The organism is Lactococcus sp. S-13 (genome assembly GCF_004210295.1).
GTDB lineage: Bacteria > Bacillota > Bacilli > Lactobacillales > Streptococcaceae > Lactococcus.
On the sequence record NZ_SDAK01000001.1, the window covers coordinates 1,824,466 to 1,840,068 of the forward strand.

At 40.6% G+C, this 15,603-nt stretch carries 16 protein-coding genes; 10 read left to right on the top strand and 6 right to left on the bottom strand.

The features are described from left to right. Nucleotides 1–72 precede the first annotated feature (72 nt). From EQJ87_RS09125 to EQJ87_RS09170, 10 genes are all read left to right on the top strand, one after another. Nucleotides 73–279, top strand: a complete 207-nt coding sequence (locus tag EQJ87_RS09125) for a hypothetical protein (RefSeq protein WP_130124290.1) — start codon at nt 73–75, stop codon at nt 277–279. Further along, nucleotides 276–470 carry a monovalent cation/H(+) antiporter subunit G gene (locus EQJ87_RS09130; RefSeq protein WP_130124291.1) on the top strand — a complete coding sequence of 65 codons (195 nt, stop codon included), beginning with the start codon at nt 276–278 and terminating at the stop codon, nt 468–470. Before EQJ87_RS09125 ends, EQJ87_RS09130 begins: the two co-directional genes overlap by 4 nt. A gap of 136 nt (nt 471–606) precedes the next feature. Beyond that, on the top strand, nt 607–2,046 hold the full coding sequence (locus tag EQJ87_RS09135) for a glycoside hydrolase family 1 protein (protein ID WP_130124292.1): 1,440 nt from the start codon (nt 607–609) through the stop codon (nt 2,044–2,046). Nucleotides 2,047–2,115: 69 nt separating this feature from the next. Next, complete coding sequence (locus EQJ87_RS09140) at nt 2,116–2,568, top strand: dUTP diphosphatase (protein WP_130124293.1); 453 nt, start codon at nt 2,116–2,118, stop codon at nt 2,566–2,568. An 87-nt stretch (nt 2,569–2,655) separates the two neighbouring features. After that, a complete protein-coding gene (locus tag EQJ87_RS09145) occupies nt 2,656–4,002 on the top strand; it encodes a bifunctional metallophosphatase/5'-nucleotidase (protein ID WP_130124294.1) in 1,347 nt (448 codons plus the stop codon). 11 nt (nt 4,003–4,013) lie between these two features. Continuing rightward, the gene (locus EQJ87_RS09150) at nt 4,014–4,745 is read left to right on the top strand and encodes a YutD family protein (protein ID WP_130124295.1); all 732 of its coding nucleotides are present in this window, start codon (nt 4,014–4,016) and stop codon (nt 4,743–4,745) included. A 226-nt stretch (nt 4,746–4,971) separates the two neighbouring features. Then, nucleotides 4,972–6,063, top strand: a complete 1,092-nt coding sequence (gene rlmN / locus EQJ87_RS09155; protein WP_130124296.1) for a 23S rRNA (adenine(2503)-C(2))-methyltransferase RlmN — start codon at nt 4,972–4,974, stop codon at nt 6,061–6,063. A 272-nt stretch (nt 6,064–6,335) separates the two neighbouring features. Then, nucleotides 6,336–6,947 carry a nitroreductase family protein gene (locus EQJ87_RS09160; protein ID WP_130124297.1) on the top strand — a complete coding sequence of 204 codons (612 nt, stop codon included), beginning with the start codon at nt 6,336–6,338 and terminating at the stop codon, nt 6,945–6,947. 192 nt (nt 6,948–7,139) lie between these two features. After that, entirely contained in the window at nt 7,140–8,120 is a 981-nt protein-coding gene (locus tag EQJ87_RS09165) for a polyprenyl synthetase family protein (RefSeq protein ID WP_130124298.1), read from the top strand. Between the two features lie 56 nt (nt 8,121–8,176). Then, on the top strand, nt 8,177–9,082 hold the full coding sequence (locus tag EQJ87_RS09170) for a prenyltransferase (protein ID WP_130124299.1): 906 nt from the start codon (nt 8,177–8,179) through the stop codon (nt 9,080–9,082). Nucleotides 9,083–9,120: 38 nt separating this feature from the next. Here the strand turns inward: EQJ87_RS09170 and EQJ87_RS09175 are convergent, their stop codons facing one another. From EQJ87_RS09175 to EQJ87_RS09200, 6 genes are all read right to left on the bottom strand, one after another. Then, the gene (locus tag EQJ87_RS09175) at nt 9,121–10,272 is read right to left on the bottom strand and encodes a CPBP family intramembrane glutamic endopeptidase (protein WP_130124300.1); all 1,152 of its coding nucleotides are present in this window, start codon (nt 10,270–10,272) and stop codon (nt 9,121–9,123) included. 186 nt (nt 10,273–10,458) lie between these two features. Further along, the gene (locus tag EQJ87_RS09180) at nt 10,459–10,659 is read right to left on the bottom strand and encodes a hypothetical protein (RefSeq protein WP_130124301.1); all 201 of its coding nucleotides are present in this window, start codon (nt 10,657–10,659) and stop codon (nt 10,459–10,461) included. Further along, nucleotides 10,646–12,721, bottom strand: coding sequence for a ferrous iron transport protein B (gene feoB / locus EQJ87_RS09185; RefSeq protein ID WP_130124302.1), 2,076 nt, complete (start codon nt 12,719–12,721; stop codon nt 10,646–10,648). Before feoB ends, EQJ87_RS09180 begins: the two co-directional genes overlap by 14 nt. A gap of 105 nt (nt 12,722–12,826) precedes the next feature. Further along, a complete protein-coding gene (locus tag EQJ87_RS09190) occupies nt 12,827–13,285 on the bottom strand; it encodes a FeoA domain-containing protein (protein WP_130124303.1) in 459 nt (152 codons plus the stop codon). 161 nt (nt 13,286–13,446) lie between these two features. Further along, a complete protein-coding gene (locus EQJ87_RS09195; RefSeq protein WP_130124304.1) occupies nt 13,447–15,111 on the bottom strand; it encodes a DAK2 domain-containing protein in 1,665 nt (554 codons plus the stop codon). Further along, complete coding sequence (locus EQJ87_RS09200; RefSeq protein WP_130124305.1) at nt 15,111–15,473, bottom strand: Asp23/Gls24 family envelope stress response protein; 363 nt, start codon at nt 15,471–15,473, stop codon at nt 15,111–15,113. Before EQJ87_RS09200 ends, EQJ87_RS09195 begins: the two co-directional genes overlap by 1 nt. Nucleotides 15,474–15,603: the final 130 nt, after the last annotated feature.

The window sequence follows — 15,603 nt, forward strand, 5'->3', positions numbered from 1 at the left end:
TAAATCTGGTAAGATTTACTTGGTGAAATCTTATCAAATGTGATAAAAAATAACCATAGGGGAGGATATACTATGATACTCGTAAATTCTGCAATGATGCAAAAAGAAATCATTGAACTTTTGGAAGAAAATGGTTTCAAACATACTAAAAAGCAAGGCTTGAAATTATTCTTTGAAACACCAACTGATGATGCAACCACTGATGCGGCAACGGCTAAAAGCTTGATTAAAGGCAGCCCATTTGGTGCAGCGCTCTTCTTTAACGTGGCTGTCGTATGAGTACTTGGGGAATTGCGCTTATTAGCTTAGGACTTTTACTGATTGCCTATCGTAACTGGTTTGGACTTTTGATTGTTCTAATCGGACTTGCGATGATGCTTGTGGCAAGAAGTCAAAAAAAGAAAGCTGATAAGTTAGAAAAAGAAAAATTGCAGGCCTATCAAGAGACAAAAATTAAATCAAGAAAATAAAAAGACGCTGTTTTTGGCGCCTTTTTTTTGAGTAAAAAATCCGAAAAGAATAGGAACAAATTCCGCTATATAAAACAAAATAAAACGGTTACAAATGGTATAATAAAAGATATAAATAACAAAAATGGAGACTACTATGGAACACAAAAAATTAAACTCATTTCCAAGCGATTTTCTCTGGGGTTCAGCTTCAGCTGCTTATCAAGTTGAAGGAGCACCTTTTGAAGATGGCAAAAAAGCGAGCGTTTGGGATAACTTTGTTCGGATTCCGGGAAAGACTTTTAAAGGCACCAATGGAGATGTTGCCGTAGATCATTATCATCGCTATAAAGAAGATGTGGCTTTGATGAAAGAAATGGGTCTTAAATCTTATCGTTTTTCTGTGGCTTGGACTCGGATTTTACCTGATGGACGTGGCGAAGTCAATCAAGCAGGTTTGAAATTTTACGAAGATTTGATTGATGAACTGATTGCAAATGGTATTGAGCCTATCGTGACGATTTATCATTGGGATTTGCCCCAAGCTTTGCAAGATTTGTATGGTGGCTGGGAGTCACGGGAAATCATCGCTGATTTTGTGAATTATGCAGAAGTTTTGTTCAATGCGTTTAAAGGGAAAGTAAACTACTGGGTCTCTCTTAATGAACAGAATGTTTTTACCAATCAAGGTTGGGCAATTGCGACACATCCGCCAGGAAAAGTTGATTTGAAACTTTTTTATCAGGTCAACCATATCGCCAACTTGGTCAATGCTGCGGTAATCAATAAGTTTCATGAGCTGAAAATGCCAGGACAAATCGGTCCATCATTTGCTTACACGCCACAGTATGCCAAAGATTCTGATCCAATGAATGTGTTGGCGGCTGAAAATGCGGAAGAATTATATAGTCATTTTTGGATGGATGTTTATCTTTATGGAGAATATCCGCTGGCAGCTATGGCTTACCTTCGCGAAAATGGCTTGGCACCAGAATTTGAAGAAGGAGATGCTGAACTCTTAAAATCAGCAAAACCTGACTTTTTGGGAATCAATTATTACCAAACAGCGACAAATGCTTGGAATCCAATTGATGGTGGTGTTGGTGCGACTTCATTTAACACAACGGGTAAAAAAGGAACGACCAAGGAATCAGGAATTCCTGGTTTGCACAAAAAAGTTCAGAATTCATTCATTGATCGGACAAATTGGGACTGGGAGATTGATCCAGAAGGTTTACGAATTGCCCTGCGCCGCATCACTTCGCGTTATCGGATTCCAGTCATGATTACCGAAAATGGCTTAGGTGAGTATGATAAGTTAGAAGACGGTCAAGTTCATGATGATTATCGGATTAAATATTTGGAAAGTCATGTCAAAGCAATCAAAGAAGCAATGACCGATGGAGCTACTGTGATTGGTTACCATACTTGGTCTTATACTGACTTACTCTCTTGGCTCAATGGTTATCAAAAACGTTATGGTTTTGTCTATGTGGACCAAGATGAAACGATGGAAGGTTCGTTGAAACGGATTCCTAAGGATTCTTATTACTGGTATCAACATCTTATCGAAACAAATGGTGAAGAGTTAAAATAATAAAAAGTGTCCTGATGGACACTTTTTAATTTGTGTTATAATAGAAAAAAATAACTTTTGAGGTGGAAAATGAAAATTCGTGGTTTTGAAGTGGTTGAAAAATACGCAAAGATGAGCATCAATTTGCCAAAGCGCTCAACAGAGCATTCGGCTGGTTATGATATTGAAGCTGCCGAGACAGTGAGCTTAGCACCAGGTGAAATCAAGTTGATTCCAACAGGATTGAAAGCTTATATGCAGGCTGGCGAAGTGCTTTATATGTATGATCGTTCAAGTAATCCACGAAAAAAAGGCTTGGTTTTGATTAACTCAGTGGGTGTGATTGATAAGGACTACTACAATAATCCTGATAATGAAGGGCATATGTTTATGCAAATGCGGAATATCACGGATCAAGAAGTAGTTGTTGAAAAAGGCGAACGTGTGGTTCAGGGTGTCTTTATGCCTTTTTTGGTTGCTGACGGTGATGAGAATCAGGAGAAAAAAGAACGCACAGGTGGTTTTGGCTCAACGGGCGAATAATTTTGTAAGAAAGCGCAAGGGCGCTTTTTTTGTGTTTGAAGATGAGTGTGGGCTTTCAAAGCATGATACTTATGATATAATGGAGCTATGAATAATCTGCGTATTCTCCATTTGAATGACTTACACTCTCACTTGGAACATTTTCCGGTGATTGAGCGTTTTTTTGCGGAAAAATCGAGTCAGGGAATCGAAACTTTACGTTTTGATTTGGGTGATAATGTGGATCGTGTGCATCCGTTGACGGAAGCGACTCAAGGTCAAATCAATGTGGAATTGATGAATCGGCTGAATCTGACGGCGGCAACGATTGGCAATAATGAAGGCTTGGGTTTGACGCATGAGATGTTAGAACATCTCTATGATCAGGCGAATTTTCCTGTTTTGCTGTCTAATTTACAGACAGACTTTGCGCGAATTGAGCCTTTGGTTATCGAGACGTCTTTTGGTTTGCGTGTGGGTTTGATTGGCCTGACAGCACCTTATATGAAGGCTTACCCGCAGGCGGATTGGGCGATTTTTGATCCATTTGTGGTGCTAGATAAGCTTTTGCCTCAGCTGGAGTGTGATTTTACGATTTTACTTTCTCATCTGGGGAAAAATGTAGATGAGAAGATTGCCCAAAAGTATGAGATTGATCTGATCATTGGGGCGCACACGCATCATTTGTTTGAGCATGGCGCACAGCTGGACGGGACGTTGCTTGCTGCTGCGGGGCGTTATGGCGAGCACGTCGGCCAAATTGATTTGGTTTTTGATGAGGCGATGCAGTTGGTGGATGCTCAAATCGAGGCTGTGGCAACGAATGTATTGCCAGTAAAAAAAGCGGATTTGGTTGAAACAAATGGATGGGAGCTTCAAGGTCATAAACTTTTGCAAGGAACTGTGGTGGCTGAGTTTCCGGAGGTCATGACAAATCGTGCGCCTGACTTTGTGGCGAGCCATTATCTGGCTGAAATTTTTGCTAAGGAGAAACAGACGGCACTTTGTGTTATCAATTCGGGTTTGCTGGTTACGGAGGCTTTGCCTAAAATTGTAACTTTAGATGATTGGCACGAATTTTTGCCGCATTCGATTAGGCTAGTTCGTTTCCGTTTTACGGGAGCGGAGTTGCGTCGGGTTTTGTTGGAAATTATTGATGTTTCGGCTTATCTGAAGACGCAGCAAATTCAGGGAATGGGTTTTCGTGGGAAATCCTTTGGTTCACTTGTTTTTCATGGTTTGAAGTTGATGAATGGAGATTTTTATGTGACGGGACAAGCGGCGCAACCGAAAAAAGTGGTGGCTGACCAGATTTATGAAATTCTTTTCCCTGATCAATATTTGTTTGCTTGGTATTTTCCCTTGTTGAAAAAATTGGGAGAATCAGAGCTTTTATTTCCTTATTTTTTGCGGGAAATTGTGGCGGAACATTTTAAAAAATTAGAAGAAAAATAGAAAAAGATTAAATGCCTAAAGTAATAGACGAAAGTAAATTAAATTATAATAAGTATCCTGGTGAACACGTAATTGCAAGTGGTGGTGTGGTACAGGTGGGCGCACGAACTTTCCATATTGTTCAAAATTATCGGGAAGCTTTTGATGCGGAAAAAATGGAGCAACGTTTTTCAGATGTGTTGGACAAGTACGATTATATTGTCGGAGATTTTGGCTTTGAACAGTTGCGTTTGAAGGGATTTTTCTCGACGAGTCGGCGGAAAATGCCAGCGGATAATAAGATTGATCATCTGGAAGATTATATCAACGAGTATTGTAACTACGGTTGTCCTTATTTTGTTTTGCGACGGATTAGGACGCGCGATGTTAAGAGCGAAGAAGCATTTGTTTCGGAGAAACTCTTTACTGAAAAAGAATTGAAACAAAATCTGGACAAGCCACGTCGCAAGCGCAATCGAAATCGTAACCGTGGACGAGTGCGCACTGACGAAGAAAAGCAAACGCAGCAAGTGGCGCCAGAAAAATCGACGGCAGGACGAAAAAATTTCCAAACACGGGAAAAAACAACGGATAAAAAACCTTACTCAAAAGATAAAAAAGCAAATAAAAATCTACGTTCAACAGAAAATCGTGACCAAAAATTCACAATTACAGACCGAAATGTGCGCAAAACAGCACCAGAAACGAAAAGCAAAGGCCAAACGAAAGTAGGTTTTGTGATTCGAACACGTGGAAAAGATTAGAAAAGGGCTTGTCAAATCGGACTTTTTAGATTAAAATAGAAGCTTACTTATGTAAGTTTTTTGGCGAGCAAAAGACGCGGGGTGTGCGAAAAAATGCTGACGTCAGAGTTTTTCAGTAGAGAAATTACTGACGGATTGTTCCAAGCGCAGAGAAAATGCTGACGCAAAAGTTTTTCAAGCCTTCAACTAAAAATTTGATATAAAAGAGCAATAAAGAAAGAAAAAAATGATAGAGAATACACAAGCAGAAACACGTCCTTCAATTTATGGTTTGACGCGGGAGCAATTGATTGAATGGGCCATTGAAAATGGCGAGAAAAAGTTCCGTGCGACACAAGTTTGGGACTGGCTTTACCGCAAACGCGTCCAATCTTTTGCTGAAATGACGAATTTAGCTGGCAGTTTCATTGAGAAATTAGAAGCAAATTTCATCTTGAATCCTTTGCAACAAGTGGTTGTCCAAGAATCTGAGGATGGCACGGTGAAATATTTGTTCATGTTGCCGGACAAAATGATGATTGAAACCGTACTGATGCGCCAATCTTACGGCTTGTCAGTCTGCGTGACGACGCAAGTTGGTTGCAACATGGGCTGTACCTTCTGCGCTTCTGGGATTTTGAAAAAAGAACGTGATGTGACGGCGGGCGAGATTGTCAGCCAAATCATGCTCGTGCAAAAATATTTTGACGAACGTGGCTTAGATGAGCGCGTGTCGCACGTGGTAGTCATGGGAATCGGTGAGCCATTTGATAACTATGAGCATCTGATGAATTTCTTGCGCGTCATCAATGATGATAACGGACTTGCCATTGGTGCACGACACATCACGGTGTCTACTTGTGGTTTCATGCCCGCAAAAATCAAAGAATTTGCTCACGAAAACTTGCAAATTAACTTGGCGATTTCACTTCATGCGCCAAATAATGAATTGCGGACTTCGCTCATGCGCATTACGCGCAATGCCCCACTGGAAAAATTGTTTGACGCCATTGATTATTACACGCAAACAACCAATCGGCGCGTGACTTACGAATATATCATGCTGTCGGGCGAAAATGACAGCCCAGAAGTAGCGCAACAATTGGCAGATTTGATTAAACCCCGCAACAAATTGGCTTATGTCAACCTCATTCCGTACAATCCAGTCGCTGAACACATCAAATACGAGCGTTCAACCAAAGACAATACTTCAAAATTCTATGATGTTTTGAAGAAAAACGGCATCAACTGTGTCGTTCGTCAAGAACACGGAACAGATATTGACGCAGCTTGTGGTCAATTGCGCTCAAAACAAATCCAAAAAAATAAAGCAAGATAAATTCAAACAAAAACTGTCAGTAAGCGGCAGTTTTTTTGTCAAAAACAATTGCGTCAGCATTTTCTCTGTCAAAAAAGACTTTTCGTCAGTAAATTCTCTCACTGAAACAAGTTTGGTCAGTAAATTTAATTATTTTCCAAACATTCGCACATAATTATTAAAAATATATTCAATATCTCATGCAAAATTTAAGAAAATCTGCTAAAATATAAACAAAGAAAAGGATAAGGTTTGCTCGTCACTCAGCCGTGCTAACCTTAAGAAGGAGCATCATGGACTACGTAAAACTCAACAAATCACGCCATAAAGTGAAACATTTTGACGGTAAAAAAATTCCTACAGTTGATGTGAAGCAGATTATCTCGGCAGCAAGCTTGGCTCCTTCTGCACACAATATTCAAAGCTGGCACTTTGTGATTGTAGAATCAGCCGAAAAAAGAGAAGCCCTCCTTACCGAAGTAAAACCTGGCAACCATGAGCAAATCAAGCAAGCAGGCGCAGTGATTGTATTATTCAGCGACACCAATTTGGTGGAGCGTTCACGCGAAATCGCCCGTGTTGGCGCAGGTGAATTGGATGATGAACAACTTTTACGTTTCAACAGCCAATATCCAAAAATGTTTGAAGGCTTTGAAGAACTTTACGAAAGCAACTATCTGTCAATCAACATCGGTTTGGTCACAATGAATCTGGTGTTGGCCATCAAAAATTACGGTTATGACAGCAATATCATCTTGGGCTTCAACCGCACATCAAAAATCAACGACCTCTTGGAAGTTGAACGCCGCTACCGTCCAGAGCTGATTATTCCTTTAGGAAATGCTGAAATCAAAGGTCAACCAAGCTATCGTTTACCCCAAGATCACATCATGGAAATTCGTTAAAAAAGAAGTTCGATTGAACTTCTTTTTTTATATTTTACAAAGTATCTCAAGTCAGCAACATTCTGTTGTTTTTGCTAAAATAGAAGAAAACGTTTGATATATTTCAATAATCTAGGCATCAACTCACAATTTTTTCAGAAGGCTGGAAAAAAACTTGAAAATAATCAGACCATACCGAGAGGAAATAGGACATTGCTCACTTTTTGGCAGAATTATCCCGAAATTCAAGAAAAATTAAAAGAGGTGCAGAAACTCATGGTGGCACATCTCAAAATCAATAATCAAGAAATCCAAGAAGCCCTACAAAAACTCACAGCTCGTGGAGGAAAAATGGTTCGTCCCGCGCTTTTTTTGCTTTTTGCAGGACTTGTCCCCAATGGCAAACAAGATGAAGAAAAGCTGTTGAAAATTGCGGCTTCCTTGGAAATGCTTCATTGCGCCACTTTGATTCATGATGACATCATTGATGATTCGCCTGTCCGTCGGGGGCTTCCTTCTGTCGAAGCACAGTTTGGCAAAGATACTGCTGTGTATGCTGGCGATTTTGTTTATACCATTTATTTTGAATTATTGATTGAAACGATGAACGGCACACCATTTCTCGCCAAAAATGCGCAATCCATGAAAAAAATTCTTCAAGGCGAATTAACTCAGATGCAATCAGCATTTGATCAGAAAAATACAGCCCGCCGTTATCTCAAGGCAATCAGTGGTAAAACCGCAGAACTACTCAGTTTGAGCTGTTTAGAAGGGGTTTATTTTGCTGGAGGCGATAAAAATATGCAACGCTCAGCACGTAAGATTGGTCGCGCAATTGGTCTGGCTTTTCAAGTTTATGACGATATCTTGAATTTTACAGTTGGTCTGGATGAAGCAGATAAACCAATTTTGACTGATTTTCGCCAAGGCATCTATACCTTGCCGCTCCTTTTGGCCAAGGAAGTCAATGAGCAAGCTATTTTGCCTTATTTAGAAGCGCCAGAAAAACTCACGCGAGCAGAATGTGTAGAATTGGCAGATTTAGTCGCAGAATCAGGTGGCATTGCTGGCGCCTTGATGTTTGCAGGCACATTGACTGATTTGGCGCTGGCAGAAATTCGCAAGCTTCCTGAGTCACGCAATCGGCAGATTTTGGAAGAAGCGACACAAGTCTTGTTGAAGAGAGAACATTAAAAGCCTTGATTGAACAGGCTTTTTCAAATTGAATCGTAGAAATCATGAGGACAAAAATGAATTTTAAAAACTTTGCTGAGCTGATTGAATTAAAAGCCAAAACGGCCTCCATTTTTCCGTTTTTGCTAGGGCTTGGTTACTCCCTTTATCATTATCATAAGGCGAATCTTTTGCCATTATTGGTTTATTTCGTTGCGATGTTCATGTTTAACTGCTTTGTGGACATCTGGGACAATTATAATGACTATCACAATGCTGTGGATACGGCAGACTATCAAAAAAATACCAATATTATTGGACGAGAAGGACTTTCTTTGGGCTTGATTAAAGGCTTGTTGGCATTTTTCTTTTTTGGTAGTTTGCTCTTGGGTTTATTGGTTGCTTTTTGGACAGGTTGGGCCGTTTTTTGGTTGGGTTTGATTTGTTATGCGGTGGGGATTTTTTATGCTGGAGGACCAAAACCTTTGTCAAGTCTACCCCTTGGAGAGCTACTTTCAGGGCTGACGATGGGCTATCTGATTTTTCTCATCTGCCTTTATATCAATACTTTTGGGACATTTGTGTGGTCTTGGGCGACTTTAGGGACAACATTTTTGATTGCTTTGCCCAATGTCCTTTTGATTGCAAATCTTATGTTGGCAAATAACACTTGTGATTTGGAAGAAGATGAAGCGAATCAACGTTTTACAATCGTTCATTATATTGGAAAAAGCGGAGCTTTGCTCTGGTGGAAAATCGCTTTAATTTTGGCTTTTGTCGCTGTTATCTTGGGTGTTTTGCTGGATTTACTTGCACCGATTAGCCTTGCTATCGTACTGCTTGTGCCTCTGATGGTCAAATTTGCTCGACCTTACTTAAAAAAACAAGTGAAAAGAGAAACGTTTATTTGTTCAGTGAAAATCTTAATGGTCTTTCAATTGGCCCAAGTTGTCTTGCTTTTCATGGGCTTGATAAAATTTTAATTCATGAAAAAACCTCCAAATTTTGGAGGTTTTTAAGTTTAAGCTTTGTCAGCATAGCTGATATTTGATTTTGGTTGATTATTTTTAGGCTGGATGACTTTGAGCAAGACCAGCAAAGCAAAGATTGATCCGCCCACATAAGGCAACAGGAACCAGCAAAGGTTTGCCAGATGAAAATCAAAGAAAACGATGAGAAAAGTAAAGAGGGCAAGTCCGGAGATTATCACGAGCGCCATCAGCGCTGATTCACTTAAAGTTTGATTTGGAATTGAAAGAGTGGGAGTTGTAGCTGCTATCTGGTTTGCTCTCTTGAAAATTAAAAACAGAGGGAGTAGGCTGTAAACTAGGGCAATCAAAGCAAACATTCTTCGAAAAGTTACATTTTGGGCGAGTGCTGGAAGTTTGCGTGGGCTGAGCTGAGGTGCACGTGCTTGAATCGCAGCGATGAACCGTTCTTTTTGAGTCCAGCTTGTGTAAAGAAAAACAAAAGCTAATGTTCCAAATAAGAACCATTCGATTAAAATGGATAAAGGATTGGTTTGCTCAGAAGTAATCCCGCCACCCGAAGCTAAAATGGCTGTAAAGTCATTCATCGCGTGGAGTAAAATGGCAAAAAGGAGATTGTTTGTCTTGACATAAATCGCTGCCAGAACTAAGCCGACAGGAATAACCGCAAGCACTTGAATGATTGTGTTAGGCAATGGTTGATGCCGGAGATTTAGTAAGTGAATCAATCCAAATAAAATACTTGAACTGAAGAGCGCGAGGATGAATCCTGCTCTATTTTTCGCTCTTTTTACAAGGAGACCAAAAATGAGTCCGCGAAAACTGAGCTCTTCGGCAGCACCAATCAAGAGCGTTGCGAAAAAAACAAGGAGAATATAAGAGGCAGAGAAGTGAAATCTGAGGGCCACGACAAGACCACTAAGAAAGAATAAGAAGGGTAAAATCAGCATCCCTAAGGATTTGTTCCAGGGGTAGCGCTTGAACAATAATTTTTGATGCCAAAAGAAATGATTGAGTAGGAGCAAAATAAGAATGAGCGGAATTTCTTGGATAAAAATTGAGATCATACTTGCATTTCCTCCCAGACTATCCAACCAAGCATTGACACCAAGCGCTTTGAGGACATAGGAAAGCCCTACGATATAGGCAACCAGAATGACCAAAATACTGATGATTTTTTTCATAGTAATCTCCTTTTCATTAAAATGCAGTTGTATTTTAATTATATTTCAACTATATGCTTTTTCCTTTCATTCGTCAAATGAAAATATTAAATAATTTGAAAAAAGCAGTAAAAATAATAAAAAAATTACTGACGTAAATAAACGTCAGTAATTTCTCTGCTGAATTTATTTACGTCAGCATTTTTTCTAGTCGCAACAGTTGTTTTTGGTTTTCGTCAGTGATTGCTCTGGCGCATTTTCAGTGGGCAAGACAGGAGTGGCGCTTTTGACGGGACAAGTATTGACAGAACAGTCATCGCAAGCCCCTTTGCTCCGAATCGTTTTGAAAATTGTCCAAGCCGTAAGGAGCAAAATGATTGCCAAAATGATAAAACTAGCTAAGTTCATAGGACACACCCTTTCCTTTTTTGAAAATGAAATAAAGACCAAGCAATAAGACCAAAATGGCTAGGCCACTCAAGATTTGGAATTGCCGCAAGAGGAAAATACTGCCAATCTGATAAATGATAAAACTCATGCTATAAGCGACCAGAGTCTGAAAACCAACGGCCCGAATCGTCCAACGCACATCGCCCATTTCTTTATAAATGGTTGAAATCGCAGCAACACAAGGCGCACACAAGAGATTAAAAACCAGTAAAGAATAAGCAGCCAAAGGAGTATAAGCCCCTTGCACAGCAGTCCAAAGTTGCTGACCACCTGAAGCATCGTGAGCGAAAAGCACGCCCATCGTACCCACAATCGTCTCTTTGGCAATCAAACCTGTCAAAGTCGCAACCGTTGCTCGCCATTCACCAAAACCAAGCGGGGCAAAGAAAATGGCAATAATTTTACCCACGTCAGCTAAGATAGACTGGCTAGGATCGACATGAGTAAAAGTCCAATTATAGTTGGAGCTGAACCAAATAATGACATTCATGGCGAAAATGATGGTACCAGCTCGCTTGACAAAGCTCAAAGCACGCTCAAAGGCATATTTGAAAACCGTGAGTGCATAGGGCAAGTGATAGCTGGGCAATTCCATGATGAAAGCAGAAGTGTCACCAGAAAAGAGCCGTGTTTTTCGCAAAATAATCCCTGAGAGAATAATCATCCCCATGCCCAAAAAATAAGCGCTTGGTGCAACCCAGCTGGCATGGCGGAAAAAAGCGCCAGAAACAAGGGCAATAATCGGCAATTTTGCCGAACAAGGCATGAAAGTGGTGACCATGATTGTAATCTTACGATCACGTTCTTGCTCAATGGTTCGAGTGGCCATGATTCCAGGGACACCACAGCCGGAGGCGATTAACATCGGAATAAACGATTTTCCAGAAAGCCCAAAACGGCGGAAAAGGCGATCCATCACAAAAGCAACGCGCGCCATGTAACCCGAATCTTCCAAAATTCCTAAGAGTAAAAAGAGGACAAAAATTTGAGGAACAAATCCCAAAATTGCCCCAATCCCCGCAAGCACGCCATTGATGACCAAGTCTTGCAACCAAGGAACAACTGCCAGAGCCTGCATCCCTTGCTCTGCCCAATGTGGTAGCCATTGACCGAAAAGGACGTCGTTGAGCCAATCAGTGGCTGCTGTACCCACCGTTTGAATGGAGATGAAATAAACCAGCCACATAATGAAAACAAAAAAGGGCAGACCCAGCCATTTGTGGGTGACGACCTGATCAATACGGTCGGTCAGATTGACTTTCCCGTTATCATTTTTTGTCACGCAAAGACGGATAATGTGGCCAATCAAGTCATAGCGTTCATTGACGATGATTGCTTCGCGGTCATCAGCCATGATCTTTTCCGTAATGCTGACGACTTCTTCAATTTCAGATTTTTGATGGGTTGACAATTCGGCAAGGGAAATCTCATCCGATTCAAAGGCTTTGATTTGATCAAAACGGTTTGTAAAGCCAGTGATTTTGGCGATTTCGGATAAAGCTCCTTCAAGTCGGTGATCATAATCTAAAGTTTGCACGCTAGTGGCTTTCAACGCCTTCTTAACGACTTCATCCAACCCTTTATTTTTGATTGCTGAAGTATGAACCACGGGGATTCCTAGACTGTAAGCCAATTTTTCGAAGTCAATATTTTTCCCCTGAACTTCCAGCAAATCGCTCATATTAAGCGCCAAAACCATGGGAGTCCCAAACTCCATGAGCTGTAAAGTCAAATAAAGCGAACGTTCCAAATTTGTGGCATCGACAATATTGATCAGGACATCGGGTGGCGTTTTTGAGAGAAAATCACGTGCCACTCGCTCATCCAAGGAATAAGGCGATAAAGAATACAAACCTGGCAAATCTTGGATGCAAATTGATTTATCTTTTTTATAAAAACCAGACTTGCGTTCAACAGTCACTCCAGGCCAATTTCCGACTTGCTGATTTGCACCAGTCAAAAGGTTAAAAATGCTGGTTTTCCCACTGTTAGGATTGCCAAGCAGAGCAATTATTTTCATATTTTTCAAATCTCTTTCAGAGAAAATGCTGACGTAAATATTTTAGCTTCTAAAAGTTTTCGTCAGTAAATTCTCTTCTCAATATCAAGGCAAAGCTTACAAAAGTCAAGCTTCTAGGACTACTTTGATTTTTTCAGCATCAATTTTACGCAAAGATAGCGCATAGCCACGCAAGCGTAATTCAAGTGGATCTCCCAGAGGGGCTCGCTTTTGCAAACGAATACTTGTTCCGCGCGTAATTCCCATGTCCATCAAGCGACGCCGGATTTCAGCAGGCGCATCGATTAAGCGAACAACGCCTGTTTGACCGACTTCAAGTTGAGCAAAGCCGACAATCTTTTCGCTCGAACGTTCATTTTTAATAAAAATCTGACGCAGAAAGTGCTGACTCAAAGCCAAGCGCAAATTATCCACCTTCACAATGGCATTCTCGCCATCCATTGACAATAAGACAATTTTTTTATCCGTCATAAGACCTAATTCACGCAATTTTGCCTGATTTTTGCCCAGTACCTTATCAATATAATAAATTTGACCCACAAGGGCCGTATCAAGGCTTTTCATAGTTTTCTCCAAACAATGATTTAACACAATAAATGTAAAACTTTTTTTACATTTATTATTATAGCAAATTTTGAAAACCGATACAATAATTTTCTGAAAAATGAAAATATCAGAGGATAACGTTCAAGTTAAAATAAAAAAAGACCCGCAGGTCTTTTTATTTATTCCACAGAGAAAAGATATGGATAAACGGGTTGTTTTCCATCATGAATCTCAATTTCAAGATCAGGATGTTTTTTCTCTAATTCTTTAGCAATTTTTTCAGCGTTAGCTTTTTTACCCTCTTCACCGACATAAATCGCTACAATTTCACTATCTTCATCAATCATTTGCTCAAAAACAGCAAAGATTGCATCATTCATCTTGCGCGTTGAAACAACGATTTTGTTATTCAACATTCCCAAGGTGTCTTTTTTGTGAATTTCGATACCATCAACGTTGGTATCACGGATAGCAGTAGTGACAGAACCAGATTGCACATCAGCGAGTGCATCGACCATTGCCGCTTTATTTTCTTCAATTGAGCGAGTTGGATCGAAACTCAAAAGGGCTGTGAAACCTTGAGGAATGGTGGATGTTTCCACGACTTCCACAGGAATTTCAGCGACTTCAGCAGCTGATTTTGCCGCCATAAAAATATTTTTATTATTTGGTAAAATAATAACTTTTTCAGCATTGACTAGATCAATTGCATTCAAAATATCTTCAGTTGAAGGGTTCATGGTTTGTCCACCAGAAACAACATGATTTACACCCATTTCTTTGAAAATCTCAGCCAAACCATCGCCCGCAGCGATAGCAATGAGTCCCCAATCTTTCTTAGAAGTAGAAGTCGAGACGTTAGAGGCTTTGGCTTCTTTTTCAGCCACTCCTTCATTTTGCAGGCGCATATTGTCTACTTTGACTTTAACGAGACGTCCGTACTTCAAACCTTCTTGCATGACAAGTCCTGGATCTTCAGTATGGACATGGACTTTGACAACTTCTTCATCATCAACGACCAAAAGAGAGTTTCCGATACCGGCAAGGTAAGCTTGGAAATTATCATGATCATAGCCTTCGCGGGCTGTTGGCCCTTTGCCAAGCTCGACCATAATTTCTGTACAATAACCGTACTTGATATCGGCAGTTGATGCATTCGCTACACTTTCGTGCTCCACATTAACCATGCGATCCATTGCACCAAGCTCAGCCACAGGCGTTTCAGGAATGAACTCACCATTAAGTGCCATCAGGAAGCCTTCGTAGATATAAACCAAACCTTGACCGCCCGAGTCCACAACACCAACTTCTTTGAGAACGGGAAGCATATCTGGCGTCATCGCCAGTGCTTTTCTGGCTCCTTCAAGAGCGGCAGTCATGACTTCAATCGCATCATCGGTTTCATTTGTCTTGCGTTTTGCAAGCTCGGCTGCTCCACGTGAAACAGTCAAAATCGTCCCTTCAACAGGTTTCATAACAGCTTTGTAAGCTACCTCAACACCATTTTGTAAGGCGGCAGCGAGATGAATTCCATCAAGTTCAGCATAGTCTTTGGCGTATTGAGCAAAACCGCGGAAAAGTTGACTGAGAATAACACCAGAATTTCCACGTGCACCCATGAGTAACCCTTTTGAGAGGATTTGTGCGACTTCCCCAACAGTAGCTGCTGGTTTTGAAGCGACATCTTTAGCCCCATTAGTGATGGTCATCCCCATGTTTGTTCCTGTGTCACCGTCTGGTACAGGGAAAACATTAAGTGAATTGACATATTCAGCTTGCTCATTCAAGCGGCTGGCTGCGGCCTGAATCATTTCTTGAAATTTACTTGAATTGATATTTGACACTAGTCTTCAACCACCTTCACATTTTGTACGTACACGTTTACGCTACTTGCTGTGATGCCGAGTTGGTTTTCAAGGTTAAAACGTACACGTTCTTGGATATTTTTTGCCACTTCGCTGATTTTTACACCATAAGAAATGACGACATAGACGTCAATTGACGTTTCGTTGTCAGTCGTTGTGACCACAACCCCTTTTGAATAATTTTCTTGGCGCAAAACGCTGCGGACATTGTCTTTAACAGCTGATTTGCTGGTCATGCCGACGACGCCGAAAATTTCAGTCGTCGAAGCACCAACGACAGTCGCAATGACTTCGGTAGCAATATCGACGTTACCATGTTGGTTGTTGATAGTAACACTCATTTTCGTAGCTGTACCGTCGCCAAATTTTTACGAAAAATCGCAAAAACGAAGAGCTCACTGACAAACGGCACTTTCCTCCATATTATTTAAATATCATTACTCATTTTATCATACTTTTGTAAAATAAAAC

Coding starts and splice junctions, on each gene's coding strand:
- EQJ87_RS09125 (WP_130124290.1), top strand. CDS start 73: ATGATACTCGTAAATTCTGCAATGATGCAAAAAGAAATCATTGAACTT.
- EQJ87_RS09130 (WP_130124291.1), top strand. CDS start 276: ATGAGTACTTGGGGAATTGCGCTTATTAGCTTAGGACTTTTACTGATT.
- EQJ87_RS09135 (WP_130124292.1), top strand. CDS start 607: ATGGAACACAAAAAATTAAACTCATTTCCAAGCGATTTTCTCTGGGGT.
- EQJ87_RS09140 (WP_130124293.1), top strand. CDS start 2,116: ATGAAAATTCGTGGTTTTGAAGTGGTTGAAAAATACGCAAAGATGAGC.
- EQJ87_RS09145 (WP_130124294.1), top strand. CDS start 2,656: ATGAATAATCTGCGTATTCTCCATTTGAATGACTTACACTCTCACTTG.
- EQJ87_RS09150 (WP_130124295.1), top strand. CDS start 4,014: ATGCCTAAAGTAATAGACGAAAGTAAATTAAATTATAATAAGTATCCT.
- rlmN (WP_130124296.1), top strand. CDS start 4,972: ATGATAGAGAATACACAAGCAGAAACACGTCCTTCAATTTATGGTTTG.
- EQJ87_RS09160 (WP_130124297.1), top strand. CDS start 6,336: ATGGACTACGTAAAACTCAACAAATCACGCCATAAAGTGAAACATTTT.
- EQJ87_RS09170 (WP_130124299.1), top strand. CDS start 8,177: ATGAATTTTAAAAACTTTGCTGAGCTGATTGAATTAAAAGCCAAAACG.
- EQJ87_RS09175 (WP_130124300.1), bottom strand. CDS start 10,272: ATGAAAAAAATCATCAGTATTTTGGTCATTCTGGTTGCCTATATCGTA.
- EQJ87_RS09180 (WP_130124301.1), bottom strand. CDS start 10,659: ATGAACTTAGCTAGTTTTATCATTTTGGCAATCATTTTGCTCCTTACG.
- feoB (WP_130124302.1), bottom strand. CDS start 12,721: ATGAAAATAATTGCTCTGCTTGGCAATCCTAACAGTGGGAAAACCAGC.
- EQJ87_RS09190 (WP_130124303.1), bottom strand. CDS start 13,285: ATGAAAAGCCTTGATACGGCCCTTGTGGGTCAAATTTATTATATTGAT.
- EQJ87_RS09200 (WP_130124305.1), bottom strand. CDS start 15,473: ATGAGTGTTACTATCAACAACCAACATGGTAACGTCGATATTGCTACC.